Origin of the sequence: Streptomyces sp. NPDC051183, assembly GCF_040682455.1 — a bacterium.
Classification (GTDB): domain Bacteria; phylum Actinomycetota; class Actinomycetes; order Streptomycetales; family Streptomycetaceae; genus Streptomyces.
In genome coordinates this window covers 1-16,692 of the sequence record NZ_JBFBBA010000021.1, presented here as the reverse complement: position 1 = coordinate 16,692, position 16,692 = coordinate 1, and the positions used below count along the sequence as shown (strand labels likewise).

Annotated in this window: 14 protein-coding genes and 1 pseudogene; 9 read left to right on the top strand and 6 right to left on the bottom strand. The window is 71.0% G+C overall.

The genetic code is table 11. The features are described from left to right. Positions 1-15: 15 nt before the first annotated feature. Positions 16-660, bottom strand: coding sequence for a dihydrofolate reductase family protein (locus AB0M99_RS19785; RefSeq protein ID WP_365922076.1), 645 nt, complete (start codon positions 658-660; stop codon positions 16-18). Between the two features lie 319 nt (positions 661-979). Here AB0M99_RS19785 and AB0M99_RS19780 point away from each other — a divergent pair, with 319 nt between their 5' ends. The 5 genes from AB0M99_RS19780 to AB0M99_RS19760 all read left to right on the top strand — a co-directional run bounded on the left by AB0M99_RS19780 (position 980) and on the right by AB0M99_RS19760 (position 7,186). Next, entirely contained in the window at positions 980-2,023 is a 1,044-nt protein-coding gene (locus AB0M99_RS19780; protein WP_365922259.1) for a winged helix DNA-binding domain-containing protein, read from the top strand. Between the two features lie 127 nt (positions 2,024-2,150). After that, a complete protein-coding gene (locus AB0M99_RS19775; protein ID WP_365922074.1) occupies positions 2,151-3,392 on the top strand; it encodes a serine hydrolase domain-containing protein in 1,242 nt (413 codons plus the stop codon). Between the two features lie 590 nt (positions 3,393-3,982). Next, the gene (locus tag AB0M99_RS19770) at positions 3,983-5,935 is read left to right on the top strand and encodes an RICIN domain-containing protein (RefSeq protein ID WP_365922072.1); all 1,953 of its coding nucleotides are present in this window, start codon (positions 3,983-3,985) and stop codon (positions 5,933-5,935) included. Between the two features lie 164 nt (positions 5,936-6,099). Further along, entirely contained in the window at positions 6,100-6,747 is a 648-nt protein-coding gene (locus AB0M99_RS19765) for a hypothetical protein (protein ID WP_365922071.1), read from the top strand. Between the two features lie 172 nt (positions 6,748-6,919). After that, entirely contained in the window at positions 6,920-7,186 is a 267-nt protein-coding gene (locus AB0M99_RS19760) for a protealysin inhibitor emfourin (protein ID WP_365922069.1), read from the top strand. 416 nt (positions 7,187-7,602) lie between these two features. Here AB0M99_RS19760 and AB0M99_RS19755 read toward each other — a convergent pair whose 3' ends face one another. Next, positions 7,603-9,072, bottom strand: coding sequence for an FAD-dependent oxidoreductase (locus AB0M99_RS19755; RefSeq protein WP_365922067.1), 1,470 nt, complete (start codon positions 9,070-9,072; stop codon positions 7,603-7,605). Between the two features lie 911 nt (positions 9,073-9,983). After that, positions 9,984-10,775 carry a DUF2785 domain-containing protein gene (locus AB0M99_RS19750; protein ID WP_365922066.1) on the bottom strand — a complete coding sequence of 264 codons (792 nt, stop codon included), beginning with the start codon at positions 10,773-10,775 and terminating at the stop codon, positions 9,984-9,986. A gap of 257 nt (positions 10,776-11,032) precedes the next feature. On the opposite strand from AB0M99_RS19750, the gene AB0M99_RS19745 reads away from it, so the two are divergent. The 4 genes from AB0M99_RS19745 to AB0M99_RS19730 all read left to right on the top strand — a co-directional run bounded on the left by AB0M99_RS19745 (position 11,033) and on the right by AB0M99_RS19730 (position 14,372). After that, entirely contained in the window at positions 11,033-12,154 is a 1,122-nt protein-coding gene (locus tag AB0M99_RS19745) for a hypothetical protein (RefSeq protein ID WP_365922064.1), read from the top strand. Positions 12,155-12,652: 498 nt separating this feature from the next. Beyond that, positions 12,653-12,907 (top strand): hypothetical protein, encoded by a 255-nt coding sequence (locus tag AB0M99_RS19740; protein ID WP_365922062.1) that lies wholly within the window; start codon positions 12,653-12,655, stop codon positions 12,905-12,907. Between the two features lie 62 nt (positions 12,908-12,969). Further along, entirely contained in the window at positions 12,970-13,767 is a 798-nt protein-coding gene (locus tag AB0M99_RS19735; protein ID WP_365922060.1) for a hypothetical protein, read from the top strand. Positions 13,768-14,033: 266 nt separating this feature from the next. Continuing rightward, entirely contained in the window at positions 14,034-14,372 is a 339-nt protein-coding gene (locus AB0M99_RS19730) for a hypothetical protein (RefSeq protein WP_365922058.1), read from the top strand. Positions 14,373-14,437: 65 nt separating this feature from the next. Here the strand turns inward: AB0M99_RS19730 and AB0M99_RS19725 are convergent, their stop codons facing one another. The 3 genes and pseudogenes from AB0M99_RS19725 to AB0M99_RS19715 all read right to left on the bottom strand — a co-directional run. Beyond that, positions 14,438-14,980 (bottom strand): hypothetical protein, encoded by a 543-nt coding sequence (locus tag AB0M99_RS19725; protein ID WP_365922056.1) that lies wholly within the window; start codon positions 14,978-14,980, stop codon positions 14,438-14,440. Positions 14,981-15,056: 76 nt separating this feature from the next. Beyond that, positions 15,057-16,343, bottom strand: a complete 1,287-nt coding sequence (locus tag AB0M99_RS19720; protein ID WP_365922054.1) for a phosphatase PAP2 family protein — start codon at positions 16,341-16,343, stop codon at positions 15,057-15,059. Positions 16,344-16,613: 270 nt separating this feature from the next. Then, positions 16,614-16,692, bottom strand: a pseudogene (locus AB0M99_RS19715) (lytic transglycosylase domain-containing protein); the annotation flags it as partial.

Below are 16,692 nucleotides of genomic sequence, written 5' to 3'. Positions count from 1 at the left end.
AGGCGCGGGACGGCCTCAGTCGTCGCTTCCGACACCGCGATCGGGTGCGCTCATGTCGCCCGTCGCGGGAATGCCGTCCGCGAGCCCGTAGCGCAGGTACACCGTGCCCTTCGGGCTGGCGACCGGGGGTGCGAGGAGCGTGACGTTGGTGGGCACCGCGCCACCGTCGAACACCTTCTTCCCGACGCCGAGCACGATCGGGTGCAGCCAGAGATCGAGACGGTCGAAGAGCTTCTCGCGCAGGAGGGTCTGCACCAGGTCCAGGCTCCCGACGACCTTCACGTGCTCGTGCCGCTCACGGATCTCGCGCACCGCGGCCGCGAGGTCCGGGCCGAGCTGCGTGGACCCGGCCCACGAGAGGTCGGGCCTGTTGCGAGAGGCCACGTACTTCGGGACGCGGTTGAAGAGCGTGGCGATCTCGTTGTCCTCGCCGCCCTCCTGGTGAGGCCAGTAGGCGGCGAAGATGTCGTACGTCCGCCGGCCGAGCAGGAGGGCGTCCGTGCCCTCGTACGCGGCGCCGACCTGCGCCCCGGCGACCTCGTCCAGCAGGGGCGCCTGCCAGCCGCCGAACGGGAACCCCACCGGGTCCTCGTCGGGCCCGCCGGGCGCCTGCCCGACGAGGTCGAGGGTCGCGAACAGCTCGATGTGGATGAGGCCCATGGTTTGCTCCCGATGAGTCGGTTGTCTCCGTCAATGGATAGACCCGCGGAGGCCCGCAGACTCATCGCCACGAGGGAACCGGCTTCACCCGGTCGGGTGACTACAGGCCGAGGGTGGGGTTGGGGGTCAGGATGCGGCGCAGGACGGCTTCGATGTGGGTTCGGTCGGCGGGGCGCGTGCCGGCCAGGCCGGTGAGGGTGAGGCCGTTCATGGCGGCTGCGGCAGCGGTGGCGGTGACGAGGTCGGTGCGGGCTGCCCTCGGCCCCGACGCCTACATGGGCCGCGCCGGGGCCATGGACCGGCTGCGTGACGCGGCCGGCTGGGACGGGCTCCGCTACACCGCGGCGGAGAGGACGCGCTGGCCCTCCTCGCCGAGCGCGGCGAGGTCACCGCCGCCGAGTTCGCCGACGCCGTACCCGCTCTGCGCGAGCAGAGCGTCACCTCCCCCGGCAAGCCCTACGAGTCCCGTCGGCGCGTCGCCTCCACCGTCCTCGGCGTCCTCGCCGCCGAAGGCCGTATCCGCCGCGCGCGCCCGGCCGGGAGCTGGACATCCGCCCGGTTCCGCTGGGCGCCTGCCGAACCCCTGCCCGAGCTGCCTCCGGCCGCATCGAAGGCGGCTCTCGCCAGGCTCTACCTCGCCGTGTTCGGGCCCGTCACCGAAGCCGACCTGAAGTGGTGGACCGGCTCGACCCTGACCGCCACGCGCAAGGCGATCGCCGCCACCGGCGCCGAAGCGGTCGACCTCGACGAAGGCACCGGCTACGTGCTGGCGGAGGACCTCGAACCGGTCTCGGACCCCGAACCCTGGGTGGCTCTGTTGCCCGGCCTCGATCCCACCCCCATGGGATGGCGCCATCGGGACTGGTACCTCGACACCGAGCACACGCCGGCGCTGTTCGACCGCAACGGCAACATCGGCCCCACCGTCTGGGCGGACGGCCGCATCATCGGCGCGTGGGCCCAACGTCCCGACGGGACCATCAACCACCACCTCTTCACCGACCCGGGCCCCGAGACACGAACCGCCGTTCAGCACGAGGCCGCCCGCATGGCCACCTTCCTCGGGGACACCCGCGTCACCCCCTGCTACCGCACACCCCTCGAACGCCATCTGTCCGCATGGCCCGTCGAAGGGCAACGACGCCGCGTACGGCATCAACACCCGGGACCTGAAGTCCTTCGTCCATGTCCCGGAGTCGGTGCCCGTCCTCGGCGAGGGCCTCCACGTCCGGTGACGGTGGCCGGTCTCGCCGCGGCCGCGCCGATGCGCACCGCCGTTCCACCACAGCCGTGTTGGCCGCCGGGACCTGGGGTTCTCCCCACCCCCGCGGTGGCGTTCACAGCATGCCCGATCTGGGTGTAGGCACCATGGGTCGGACCGGCCGGCCGTGACTGAATGATCACGGGGCGCGGCTCCGGTGGGACATCTCCCGCCGGATTCCCTGCCGTTGTGCACCCCGGATCGTACACATCGACGTGAGGCCTTCAACGTGACGCGCATACGCACCTCCGCTCCCGCCGCCCGCTCCCGCTCCGGCGCCCCGCGCCGGAGCTTCGTCCTGGGCGCCCTGACGGTCGCCGTCCTGACGACGGCCCTGGCAGCTCCGGGCGCCACGGCCTGGGCCCAGCCCCACCACCAGCCCCAGTCGTCGAGCCCGGCCGGTGACTCCGCGCGGGCCCGTACCCAGAAGGCACTGGACGAGATCGTCCGTATCGAAGGCGTGGTCGGCGCCCAGGCCACACTGGTCAACGGGAACCAGCGGACCTCCCTGAGCAGTGGAACCGCCGAGCGCGGCACCGACCGGCCGATGCCGGAGCAGGGCTACTTCCGGATGGGCAGCAACACCAAGACCTTCGTCGCCACCGTGGTGCTCCAGCTCGTCGGTGAGGGCCGGATACGGCTGGAGGACAAGGTCGAGAAGCACCTGCCGGGCCTGGTGCGGGGCAACGGCAACGACGGCCGGAAGATCACCGTCCGGCAGCTGCTCCAGCACACGAGCGGGCTGCCCGACTACGCACCCCGCCTGCCCGTCATCTCGGGCGAGGAGCAGTTCCGGGAGCACCGCTTCGATCAGTACTCGTCACGCGAGCTGGTCGCCATGGCCCTGAAGGACCGGCCGGTCTCCGAGCCCGGCCGCACCTTCTCCTACTCCAACACCGGCTACATCCTCGCCGGCATGATCATCGAAAAGGTGACGGGACGGCCGTGGAGCGAGGAGGTCCACGACCGGATCATCGATCCGCTCCGCCTGCGACACACCTTCTCCCAGGGTGGCGACATCGGCTTGCCCCAGCCGCACGCCAAGGCCTACATGCAGTTCAAGCCGGCCGGGGCGCTGGTCGAAAGCACCGAGGTGAACATGTCCTGGGGCAGGTCGGCCGGAGACCTCATCACCACCTCGAACGATCTGGCGCGCTTCTGGCGGGGGCTGCTCGGCGGGGAGCTGCTGAAGCGGGAGCAGTTGGCGGAGATGCAGCGCACGGTCCCCGTCGCCACCGGGGGGTCGGGGGTGACCGAGCGGGCAGGGCTCGGGGTCTTCTGGCGTGAGCTGAGCTGCGGCGGCGGCTCCTGGGGCCACGGCGGAACCACCCTGGGCCACCTGAACGCCAACGGCTTCACCGACAAGGGGAAGCGGGGCGCGATCGTAGTGCGGTCGACGAACCTCGCGATGGAGGACCGCGACGGGCGTACGGATCGCCTCATCGACCAGGCGCTCTGCGCGGAGAAGTGAGGACCGAGGTCCGTTCCCCTGAGCAAAAAATTCCCAGCGCCATCGAACCGGCCGGGCGCACCGGAGCAAGGTGTCCGATGCGGTTGGCGTGCCCCTGATTCGAGATCATAGCCCGGGATCCCATCGAGATCAACCGTAGTTGATTATGCATCAACTTCCCTCTTGATTGTCCGATCTGACCCACCCAACCCCCTCCCGTCAAGGAAAGCCCCCCGCACATCATGCGGAATTCATGACTCCACGCGCGCGGATCCGCACACTTCAGCGCACATGTGCGTACTCACAGAGCCGCGAGTTGACGAACCGACAGGCAGGCGGGATATTTTGCGCCAGGTATTCACGTCTTCAATTGCCGATACGCGGAGGGTTCAATCGCTCTCCTGAATGGCTTTGGCGCGACGCCCTTCGGACGGTGGCGCGGCAGTCGAGGCTCCACCAGCAAGGGCCTGCCCCGGACCGGGATCGCGGTGCCGGCGCCGAGCGGCCCGCGGGACACGCACCCAGGTCGATGCCCTTCGCGTACCGAAAGGAACAGCATGTCAGCAAACGGTTCACGCACTGCGTGGGCTGCCACTCTGCTCACCACCGCGGTGGCAGGTGGACTCCTCACCGCCACCCCCGCCACGGCCCTCAACGGCAGCGGCGTGACGAGCGGAAGCTATGCCTTCGCGGCGAACCTCAACGTCGGCGACAAGTCCGCCTGCTCGGGCGCGCTGGTCGACGCACAGTGGGTGATCACCGCGGCGTCCTGCTTCCGTGACGGCACCGCGCCGCTCGCTGCCGGAAAGCCGGCCGTGAAGACGACCGTCACCGTGGGGCGCACCGACCTCACCCAGTCCACGGGCACCGTGGTCGAAGCGGTGGAGCTCGTGCCGCACGCCGACCGCAACCTGGTGATGGTCAAGCTCGCCTGGCGGGTCGTCGGCGTCGAGCCGGTCAAGGTCGCCGCCACGGCCCCGGCGGTCGGCGAGCAGCTGACCTCGCTCGGGTTCGGGCGGACGAAGACGGAATGGGTGCCTCAGAAGCTGCACTCGGGCGTCTTCGCCGTGACCTCCCTCGACGGTGGCGCGCTCGGCCTGGACGGCGTCGACGGCGCGACGGTCTGCAAGGGCGACGCGGGCGGTCCCGCCGTACGCCAGAAGGACGGCGTCGTGGAGCTGGCGGCCGTCAACTCCCACTCCTGGCAGGGCGGCTGCCTCGGCACCGACCCGGCGGAGACCCGTACCGGCGCCCTGGACGTCCGCGTGGACGACGTGGCCGCCTGGGTCGACCAGGTCCGCAAGACCACCCCCGCGGTGCGGCTGGCGAGCCTGGTCCCCCAGGTCACCAGCGTGATGGCGACGGGTGACTTCAACAACGACGGCCGTGACGACATCGCCGCCGTCACCACCGACGGCAACCTGCACACCTTCGCCGGCCGGTCCGACGGCACCTTCGAGTACGGTCGCCCCATGTGGAAGGCGGACGGCACCTGGGCCCCCGCCACCAAGATCATCGGCGGCGACTTCAACGGCGACGGCATCACCGACATCGCCTCCGTGTGGAGCAGCGGCGCACTGCGCCTCTACACCGGGCAGTCCGACGGCACCCTGGCCGCGGGCAAGTCGATGTGGACCGACGAGACGACCAACTGGAACAACATGCTCCAGCTGGCCCGGTTCAAGGCGGACAACTCCGGCCGCGACGGCCTGATCGCCGTCTGGGGAACGGGCGGCAGCAAGGGCGCCCTGCACTCCTACACGACCGGCACCAACGGACTGATGACCGGCCAGCACCGCAACATGTGGCGCGACACCACGTGGCAGGGCATGCAGAAGGTCGCCACCGGGGACTTCAACGGCGACGGCCGCGATGACGTCGTCGGACTCGCCGGTGACGGTTCCCTGCGGCGCTACAACGGCAACGCCTCGGCCGGTCTCGACGACGGCGTCTCCATGTGGCAGGACAAGACCTGGAACGGCATGCCCGTCGTGCTGTCCGGTGACTTCAACGGCGACGGCAAGAACGACCTCGGCGGCCTGTGGAGCGACCAGCAGCGCTTCAACTTCTACAAGGGCGACGGCAAGGGCGCCATCGCCTTCGGCGTCAACGCCTGGCCGTCCCCCCTCCCGCTGCCGGCCGCCGGTCTCCTGCGCAACGCCAACAGCGACAAGTGCCTGGAGATCGTCAACTCCAGCAAGGACAACGGCGCCGACGCCCAGCAGTGGAGCTGCGGCAGCCAGCCCGGCGCCAAGTGGGAGTTCCGGGCCACGACCACGGCCGGTGTCTACGAGATCGTCAACGCCAACAGCGGCAAGTGCCTGGAGATCGTCAACTCCAGCAAGGACAACGGCGCTCGCGCCCAGCAGTGGTCCTGCCTGGGCATCCCGACCCAGCGCTGGACCATCTCGCAGGCCGGCAGCACCGTCGGCCTGAACATCACGAACGTCAACAGCGGCAAGACGCTCGAGATCAGCAACTCCAGCAAGGACAACGGCGCCGCGGCCCAGCAGTGGAGCCACGCCGCCGACCCGGCCTTCGCGACCCAGACCTGGAACCTCTGACCGGTCTGACCAGCCCGGCACCTGGCCCGGCACCTTCCTGTGGCGGCCGCCCTCACACCGGTGAGGGCGGCCGCCCTGGTGTTCGTACGCGTGGCCTCGGCGGCGGCGAAGGCCGATTACGATCACGGGCAGGCACCACACCAGGAGCGAAGGAGCGACACCGCATGGCGATCGAGAGGCCGGGCAGGCCCGAGGACCTTCCCGCGGCCGAACTGCTGTGGGCCCGCTGGGCCTTGGCCGCCGTACTGGAGGCCACGGAGGAGGCGGAGACGCTCGGCATCCACCGCACCGGCACCTGGATCGACGGGCAGGGGCTGCGCCTCGACGACTGCGGCTGCACCTGGTGGACCCTCGCACCGATGGGGCAGGGTCGCTACGTGCTGTACGGCGAGGACGAGTCCAGCGGTGTCAAGTGGCACGAGCCCGCGATCGACATGCTGGCGCAAGGCCCGGACTGGCTTCCGTACGAGCGGCTGCGCGGGCTCCTCGAAGGCTGGGAACTGGGCTGCGTCTACTGGTACGAGGAAGGCACCTGGGCTCGCGCGCCCTACCCGGACGGGTTGAAGGACGACGGCCTCGACTGCGGCATGAGCCGCTTCGTGGTGCCTGAGGAGGCACTGCGCATGCTGGCCGGCCTGGAGCTGGTGCCGTCCCGGGAGCGGGCGGCCGAACTGCTCGCCGCGGCAGAGGCCTACCGCCTCACCGTCCCCGACCTCGAAGCGGTACTCGACGCCGCGGACGTACACGCGGCGGGAGACCGGCAGGCCGCTCTGCGGGCACTGGAGCAGACCGGACTGTCTTCTGCGCGCTGACGCCCGCTTTCGGACATTGTGCACTCGATGTACGCGGGGCACAGCGTGTGCCCGGGTTTTGCGGGCAGGCGAGGGCTGACCACAGCCATGCACCGCCTTCGGGCCCGGGCCCGGCTCCGGCCGGGCGAACGGCCGACCCACCAGGCGGTGTTCTCGCCAAGGAGGTCTCACCATGCTGATCACCGTCACACGCAGCGGCGGGTTCGCGGGCGGGGAGCAGACCGCTTCCCTCGAAACGGAGTGCCGCGCCGACGGGCCCGAGCTGGAACGGCTGGCCGAGCTCGCGCTCAGCGGGGAGGGCCCCGTGGGGCGGGACCCCGTTCCGGACGGGTTCCGCTACGTCGTCCACGTCGACGGCAAGCTGATCGAATTGCAGGATCCGTACCTCACCGAGGACCAGCGGCAGCTGATCGACGCTGTTCTGAGCACTGCCGCCTGAGCCTTCCCGCCCAGCCCGCCGCCGTACCGGTTCGACCGGGACCGGTACGGCACGGGCGGACCATCCCGCCGTCCCGGTCAAGGTCCGACCGCCCGGTGCCGCCGCCTCCGCGCCATCCGCGCCATCCCCGTCACGGAGCCATGCGGTACCACCGCGGGGTGAGTCATCATCACGATGCCGTTCCCCTGCTCGTGCAGGTGCGCGATGCCTTCCCGGACCGGCGAGTTGAGCCACAACCCGCCCTTCGGCCGTGACGCCGCGTCCCACGATCTCGCGGTCCCGACATTCGATCCGGGTGCGTGAAGCCGTAAGGGCGGGGCAGGCGAAGCCCAGGCGGAACGCAGTACGACCGCCGAGCACGACGTACGGAACCGGAAGCCCCCTTCGGCGGCCGCCCCGCCTGATCGCCAGGGCGCCTACCGGTGGGCGCGGGCGTGCCGTGCCAGATGTGCTGCGGCGAGTTCGGCCAGAGCGGGGCCGGTGTCCTCGTAGGCGAGGGGTGCGAGGTCCGGGGGCGGGACGTAGCCGTCGGGCATGGCCGCGTACGCGTTCTCCATCCGGGCGGCGTAGGCATCGGTCAGGGCCTGCGGCCAGGCGCCGGTCAGTGGGGGCCTCATCCGGGCCTCGGCGGCGAGCGCCGCGTGATGCGTTGCTGCTTCCGCGGCCGCCTCCTTGAGGGTGTGGTCGGCGATCAGTTCCCGGCACGGGGCGAACGCGGCCAGCGGGCCCGACAGCGTGCCGGTCATCGGAGCGGGAGCGAGGAGTGCGTCGGCAAGGACGGAGGCGATCAGGGGGGAGGCGTGGAGGCCGTCGCGGTGCGTGCCCGACGCCACCCACAGGCCTTCGCGGACGGTGGGGCCGATGACGGGGTGGCCGTCCAGGGACAGGGGCCGGTTGCCGTGATGCGTACGGACGATCCCGGCACCGGCGAGGCCGTGGTCGAGCTGGCTGAGTGCGGCATCGAGGAGGAAGCGCAGGGCGCCGGCCGTGGGCCGGGCGGTGGGGGTCAGGGCCGCCTGGGCGCTGGCGCCGAGATAGAGGGTGCCGTCGGCCTGCGGGACGGCGTGCAGACCGCACGCGTAGGCCCGGTTGGGGGTACGGACCACCCGCGGCCACGGCTCGGGGCCGGCCACGGTCACCGCGGTGCCGGCCGCGGCCAGGACGGGAACGACGGGCAGGTCCGGGTCGAGGGCTTCCAGGAGCGGGGTGGTCCATGCGCCGGCCGCGACCACCGCGCGTGGGGCCCGGAATGCACCCGTGGGGGTATCGAGTAGGTATCCGCCACCCGGGGCCGCGGTGAGCGTGCCGGCCGGGGTGCGGATCGCGTTGGGGAGCGCGGCCAGAGCGGCCTCCAGGGTGGCGAGCCAGGCGCGGGCGTCGATGAAGCCCTCTGCGGGCAGGTACCAGGCGCGCAGGGCACGGTCGTTGTCCAGCGGCCGGTACCCGGGAATCTCGGCCGGGGCAGTCGCCTCGCAGCCGAGACCGTACTCGGCCGCGGTACGGGCGACCGCCGAGAACGCGGTGTCGTCCATGGCGGAGGAGACCGTGTTCAGGACCATGAACGTGCCGGTGCCGTACCCGTCGTGCGGCGGTGCGGCGGAGCCGGCACGGGACCGGACCTGCTCCCGCCATAACGGCCAGCACCCGGCCGCCTCGATCGCGAGTTCGGTCCGCAGTCGGCCGTGGCCGGTCCGCAGCCCCTGGTCGGTGACCTCGCCCAACGCGCCGAGCATCGCGCCCGCCGCACCCGACGCCCCACCGCTTCCTGCCAGGTCGCCGGCCAGCACCACGCGCGCAGCGGGGTCCGCCGCCGCGAGCGCGAAGGCCAGCGACCGACCCACCGCCCCCGCACCGATCACCAGCACGTCCGCGCCCCGTACCCCCATGCCCACCCCTCCCAGTCCTGCCCGAGCGAGCCACATCTCGGCTGCGTGTGTCCGGCGCCTACTCGGTCCGTGGCCGAGCCTGTCCGACTGACCCGTCCTTTCGAGCCTTCCCCCGCGTCTGCTCCGCACGGGCTCGGTCCACACGGTCCGGGTCGGCGGGCGGGCCGCTGCCCGTGCCCGTCCTGGACGCAGCTCCCGGCGGGCGGCCGTGTTCGTCCACCATGGCTCCCTCATCGGGAAGCAGCACGGGACGGGGGTCCGGGTTCTTCTCGCCCATGATTCACCGCCCTTTCCGTTTCGATCGCAGTGTCCTCGGCGCCCTCGGCGGCTCGGTGGGTGCGTATCGCTCGGGGAGCGGGCCAGTCGGTCGGCGCCGGGGCTTGGCGTCGGTTCCAGGGCAACCTCGGTCCAACGGCGAGGACCTGCCGTTGTTCGCTTCGCGCCTGCCCCGCCCTCGGCATCTCATTCGCGGAGGCCGGAGGCGCCTCTGGCCGCATCGGATCCGGGCCGTGGGAGCAGGGAGCGGGGCCGAGCCAGGTGATGCTGGTCGGCCAGAACCCGGGCGTCCACGTGCCGGCCACATCGCTGTGCGGGTACCGCGGCTACGAACACCTCCCCGAGCGGCCCGGAGGGTAACGGGGTCTCAGCCGGCCAGGGCGACCAGCCTTCGGTACTCGAGCTGGTCGGCGGTCTGTGCATCCTCGCGCCGGAGTGCGTGCAGTACGGCCGTACCGGGCCGTGGGCCGGGCGCAGGTCACTCGGGTGGCCGCGAGCCGCCGCGGCGCGGCTGGCCCTGGTGCCTGACCGTCGCCCCACTGCGCCACCGGTGCTGCAATGAAACGCATCGCGAGGAGCTCGCCGGCGGGGGCATGAGTGGGCCTACGCCGAACCGGGGTCCGATCCGCCGTCGGTCAGCGTTTGACGATCCGGTCGAGGACGGCGGCGATGCCGGACTTGACCGCGTCGCGGTGGTGGAGGGGCTCTGCGGGTAGTTCGCTGGTGGGGCGCACGCCTCGGTCGGCGAGGACGTAGAGCAGGCGCAGGGTGCGCAGGCAGTTGCTGATGTGAGCGGGCACCGGGGTGCTGATGCGGTCGGCGCCGAATCGGTCGGCGACCGTATCGAGCCAGCCGACGGCTTCGCGTTCGCTCAGGTCGGTGCGGGTGAGGACGCGGGCGATCGCCCGGGCCAGGCGGTCGTCCTCCAGTTGGTCGTAGACGTGGTCGGTGGGCGCCGTCAGCCGCGCGGCGGCGAGGTCCAGCATCCGCGTCGGCGCCACTTCGGGGTGGCGGCCGAAGCCCGCGAGCAGGTCCGCGCCGTGCGCCACCGCGTGGAGCCAGCCGAGGGTCTCGTCGTGGCCGCGCAGGTCCTGTTCCGCCGGGTACCAGCGCTCGAACGCGTCCACCCAGCCGGCCTTGAAGTCCCCGGCGGCCACCAGCATGTCGAGCACGAGGGGCGCGAAGGTACGGGCCTCGACCCGCGGGTCGGCGAACCGTTCGGCCATCTCGTCCCCCAGCTCCAGCCGCCGGGGCGCCCCGATGGTCCCGCGGGCTATCCAGGTCTCAAGGACGGAGTAGGGCGCACCGTCCCGGATCAGTGGATCGGGATCCGCCAGGGCCCGGGACAGCTCGCGGACGAGGTCCTCCATGGGATGGCCGGCGGGCACGGCATGGTCGGCGGCCTCGACGTTCTTCCAATCGATCATGACGGGCAGGGTAGATCCGTGCCGTTGCCGCACGCCTGCGAATTACGGTCGGGCAGCGCCCGGGGTGGCAGCGGGCGCGGTGGAACCGAGGCGATCCGCACCCGGCCCTGCCCCGGCAACGGGACTCCGCCGCGCCCTGGCCGAAAGCACGTCTCTCGGGCATGTGCCGCATTGACCACCCAGCGCCGTCGCGGTTGCATGCTCGTGGTCTTCCGGCAGGGAGCCGGAGCGGTGACCTTGTCCTTCCTGGGGGGAAAATGAGGGGAATCACGAACCGGAGCACCACCAGACGTGTACGAGCCGCCCTGAGCGCTTCGGTCGCAGCCTGCGCGCTCGCCGCGGTGCTGCCCGCAGCCGCCTCGGCCCAGCCCGCGGCAGGGGCGGGCCCCGCGAGTGGCCTCACCGCCGGTGTCGAGAGGATCAGCGTCGCACCCGACGGCACCCAGGCCGACGGCAACTCCGGCGGCGCCTCGATCACGCCCGACGGCCTCCACGTCGTCTTCTCGTCATCGGCGACGAACCTGACGCCCGACGCTCCGTCGGCAGGGGACAAGGTGTACCTCCGCGACCAGCAGGCGGGGCAGACGAAGCGGGTCGGGTACCTGACACCGCTCCAGCCCCCCGCGGTCAGCGGAGACGGAGAGTACGTCGCCTATGCCCTGCAGTGGATGAGGAACGTGCGGATCCGCCTGGATGAGGTGACCACAGGACGAACGGCCTCCGCCAACTGCTCGGCCTACAGCTGCAACCAGCCGTCGCTGAACGCGGACGGCCGCTACATCGCCCTTACCGTCCTCATCAACCAGCCGGGCCTCAGCCGCCAGCGCATCGAGGTCCAGGACATGAAGACCGGGGCCATCCAGACGATCGCCAACCTCGGCCACACCCTGCCGTCCCGGCCTTCCATCAGCGGCGACGGTCGCTACGTCGCCTACCAGGACGGCCAGACACAGGACGTCTTCGTACGGGACCACATCGGCGGCACCATCGCCGGCCCGGTCGAGGGCCCGTCGACGGCGGCGTCGCTCGTCCAGCTGAGTGACGACGGCAACAAGGTCGTCTACCTCTCGGGTTCCGACACCTACGTCCACGACATGGCTTCGGGCACCGCCCAACTGGTGCCCAACGTACGGGGCGTGGCCATCGATCCCACCGGCCGCTACCTGCTGTCCGCGACGCACGGCACGAGCGGTCCGTCGCTCACGCTCCGCGACCTGCAGACGGGCACCGACGAGATCGTCTCGGACCAGCCCGCCTCGGCCGGGCCCGACGCGGTCAGCGCCGGCGGGCGCGACGTGGTGTTCCAGTCCGCGGCCGACGACATCGTGCCCGGCGACACCAACGGCAAGTCGGACGTCTTCGTCCGCCACTTCTCCTGACCGCCCCGGACCCGGGTGCCCCTCTCCTCCGAAGGAGAGGGGCACCCATGGCAGTAGGGGTGTGACGATGCCTGCGGCGTTCTGGGAGGTCAACCCGGGGGGCGCCGGAGCCACTCTGATTGATTACGGTCTGTAGCGCATGGGCTGCACCGTGTGGGATCTTGTGCGCGTTCGCACATCGGCTGATGCAGTGCTCGGCGACCCTTCCGTGCGCCGCACCACCCGCCCCCAAGGAGATGCATGCGCAAGTGGAGGATGTCGGCCGCGGCCGCATCGATGGCGGTTCTCGGACTCCTGGCGGGGATGTCCCCCGCCGCTGCCAGGACGGATCCGTCCGCCCCGGCCACCGTCCCCGCGGGGGGCCTTGGCGACTTGGGGGGCTCGGTGGAAGCCGGGAAGGCCGGCTCGGACGCTGACGCGTCGGCCGTGATCCGGTGTGAGGGGCAGGTACAGCGTCCGCACAACTCGACTCACGTGCCCGGCACGGTGAACGTAGTCATGACCGTGTCGTGCACGGCGCCCGTGCGTGAGATCACCACGCGGGCCGCCCTCTACAAGAACGGACAGCTCGTCAACCAGTCGGCCCTGCGCACCCAGACGAACACCCGGGCGGCGCAGAACAATGCGGCGGTCCGGTGCAGCCCCGGCAACTACCGTGGCTGGATGTACTTCAAGGTCGCCTTCCCTCCCGGCTACAACCCTCCCACTTCCTCCGCCAACGGTCTCGGCCAGGAAGTACCCATCTCCTGCTGATCCGCTGCCACCGGAAAGGCCGTCCCGCGCACGGGAGCGCCGCCGGGAAGGGAACCACCGGCGTGCACCCCAGTCCGATCCGGGTCCTGGCACAAAGAGCCGCAGACCTCGACGCATCGGCGGATCCGAACGCCTCCGCCGATGCGGGGCTGCGCCACTTCACCTCGGTCATGTCGTTGTGGACCGAGCCCGAAACCAACGCCCGAACCGGCGGGCGCACGGTCGTCGAGCCCTCCGACGCGGACGAAGTGGCCGACACCTGCGTGCTGTTGAGCCGTCTCGCGCGCGACGAGCCGAGCCTCGTCCGAGGCCCCCTGGACCGTACGCGCCAGCACTGGATCGGCACCGGCCCCCACGAGCTGATGCCGTCCAGGCACGCCACCCCGGCCCGCGAACGGTTCACCACGCCCCGAGGGGCCCCGATTCCCCCCAGCACCAAGCCGTTCCGGCTCGGCCTCTACACCTCCACGGCGCAGCGCACCGGGCCGGGCATGTGGCGGATGTACCTGGACCAGGGCTCGAACCTCCACCCGCGCCCCTGGCACACCTGGGAACTCCGAGTGACCGACCCGGCGGCCCAAGTCCTCGAGATCACAGGAGCCGGGGACTGGGCGGCCTTCGTCGGACGCTATCCGCTCGTGCAGAGCGGCGTCGTCTTCCCGGACTGGGACGAAGTCGCCCAGGACTACGCCGGAGTGCACGTCACCCTCCGCGCGATCCTCGCGACCCAGGGCTTCAGCTTCGCCGTCGGCGACGGACTGACTTCCGCTCCCTACTGGGACATCGAATCCACCCTGTGGCTCCGGTGGTGCTTCTCCTCCATCCGCCTCGTGGACGTAGCGCCTCCCAGCGACATCTGACCGTCCGTCATGCCGGACGCATACGATGCCCGGCCTCCGCGAAGCGCTAATGGCCTCAGCATGGGGGCCTGGCTCGGCGGGCCCCCTCGGGCGCACGACGACGAGCCAGGCGCTCAACGGACTTACGGTGCCGAGCGAGGCCACGTTCGTGTCGCGACCGCGTTCGCCGCGGTCCTGACCCTCGCCGCCGCCCTGACCGCGGCCCTGGCTGCGTTCCCCCGGTGACAGGACCGGAGTCCGGAGCACGGCCTTGGGAGACTGGCGCCATGGCACATGGTGATGCGAGCGCCGCGAAGATGGCCCTCCTCTTCGATCCGGAACCCTCCCGCTGGGGCCTGCGTGGCGATCCGCACGTGTGGCGGGCCCTTCGCGAGCACCTCCAGGGGAGGGACCTTCCCCCGACGGTCGACGAGGTGGCCGGACTGCTCCGGGCAGCGTTCAGCGAACTCGTGGGCGTCGACCTGCTCACCGAATCGGCGTCGTCCGTGTACCGCGCGCAATACAGCCACGGCGGCATGTCCAGCGGAGGAATCTCCCTCGACGCCTGGAGAGAGACATTGATGCCTTTGCTCGCCGAGCGTGCGCGTGCGTTGCTAGCCGACTGAGACAACCCGGTCGGGCCGACCGCCCGGGGTGACGGCCACCTCGTGGACCGCCCCTCCGGCCGTGGTCATGCGAATCCGGTCGGGGGCCGTCCACACGGTCTCCCTGAGTGCGTTGTCCTCGGAGTCGCCGTTGAAGCAGCCGACGCTCCAGCGGCGTTCCACGGTGGGCTCCCCTGGTGGACGTAGACGCACGAAACCGGGTCGAGGAACCCGCTCCGCGCCACCACGGCCAGCTGGCGGTCGCCGCGCCCGGGAGCCGACTCGGTCTTCACCTCCTGGTCCGAGCCACCGAACATCTCGGTGGCGAAGCCGCCGAGAAACAACATCGGGACGCCGACGACGAGCAGCGCAGTCATCAGGGGCAAGCGCAGCGGGGAGGACTTCGTCAGCCACAGGAGGACCGCCCCGGTCAGCGCAGCCAGGGCGAGCCATCCCAGCGGAAGGACGAACTCGCGCAGCCGGAGCAGCAGGGTCAGCGAACCGTCGCCTCCCGACTCGAATCCGGCTACGGCCCCGGCGCCGAGGACGACTGCCACCGTCAGCAGCAGGGAGGCCGACGGTCTGCGATATCGCGTGAAGTCCATGATCCCCCGAACGACGTGGAGCAAGCATCCCGCCGTGTAACGGACGAGGGCAGGGGCCGGTTCCCTTGCGGGAACCGGCCCCTGCCCTCTGTCATGGCGCTCAGATTCGTTCGAGCTGCCGTTCCTGTCGCTGGCCGGGGACCCGTACCGGTGGCTGCGGGTGCTGGTCCCAGCGCCTGGAGGTGCGGACGTAGCCGTAGATCACCGAGGCCAGCGCCGCGATGACGAGCGGCCCGGCCACCCACGGATGTCCGGCCATCTCCATCGACAGGTACCGGTACGCCACGAGCAGCGCGGCGAAGACCGCGGTGCCGTACGCGACCAGCACGACGCCCTGCCGGTCCCAGCCGCGGTCGACCGCGCGCAGGGCCGCTTCGATCGTGACCGTGAACACCACACCGGCGACGATGTCCGCACCGTAGTGGTACCCGAAGCCGAGCGTCGCGCCGAGCGTGGCGATCAGCCAGAACACGCCCAGGTAGCGCAGGGCTCGCGGGCCCTTGCGGGAGTGGATGAAGATCGCGGTGGCCCATGCCGTGTGCAGGCTGGGCATGCAGTTGCGCGGGGGGTACTCGGAGAAGGGCATCGCCTGCGGGACGCTGACCGTCGGCGGCGTGTGGGGCCACAGATTGGCCACCGCCCACTGTCCGCCGTCGGCGCCGTAGGCGAAGATCGGCCCGACCACGGGGAAGATCATGTAGATGCCGGGCCCGAGCAGACCGACGACGATGAAGGTGCGCACCAGGTGGTGGCCCGGGAACCGGCGCTCGGCCGCGACATTGCGGAGCTGGTACAGCGCGACGATGACCGCGGCCACTGCGAGCTGGATGTAGACCCAGTCCAGAACGTGGGCGCCGATCGGGCCGCTGGCCTCGACGATCCGCCCGACCACCCACGACGGGTTGCCCAGCGCGTGGTCGGCCGTCGCCACGTACTGGTCGAGCACGGTCGGCCGGGTCTTCGAGGTGATCAGCAGCCACGTGTAACCGGTCTTGCGGCCGGCCACCAGGAGCAGCGCCAGTCCTACACCCTTGAGGAGCAGGGCGCGCTCCCGGCCGGTGCGGCGCGTGAGGGCGATGACGGCGCACGCCAGGGTCACCAGCAGCGCGCCGTTGCCGTACATCATCTGCGCGCCGACGGACCACCGCACGAGCCAGAAGACGAGGTCGATGCCGATCGCGGCACCGATCGCGATGAATCGCTGCCGCCAGGTGAGCACGACCATCATCAGCGCCATGCCGGCGTAGAGCACCGTCCCCGACTGGGGGGCGAAGATCACCTCTCTCGCCTGGGCGGCGATCGGTCCCCGCTCGCCATATCCGCGCGCGGCGATCTCCAGCGCTATGAGGAAGCCGGCGGCCACGACGCCGGCAGCACCCCACAGCATGACGCGTGGCTGACGCCACGCAGCGAACACGGCGTTGCCGTCCTTCTGGAGGGCCGCGCGGTCAGTTTTAGGAATCAATTTTCAGCCGATGTGTCATCTTCTTAGGCGATCACCGCAAACTCGAACATGTTAACGGAACGAGGGGCGTGCGTGACCGCGCGGTGAATCAGACACTTACGTCCGCTCCCCCGGCATCCCGACATGCGAAAGCGCCCGGCCGGGATGTCCCGGCCGGGCGCTCGCTGTGTCACTTGTCTACCGCTGGTCGGCTCAGTACCAGTGGTGGGACTGCCAGAAGTTCCAGGCGCCGACCGGGCTGCCGTAGCGGGAGTTCATGTAGTCCAGGCCC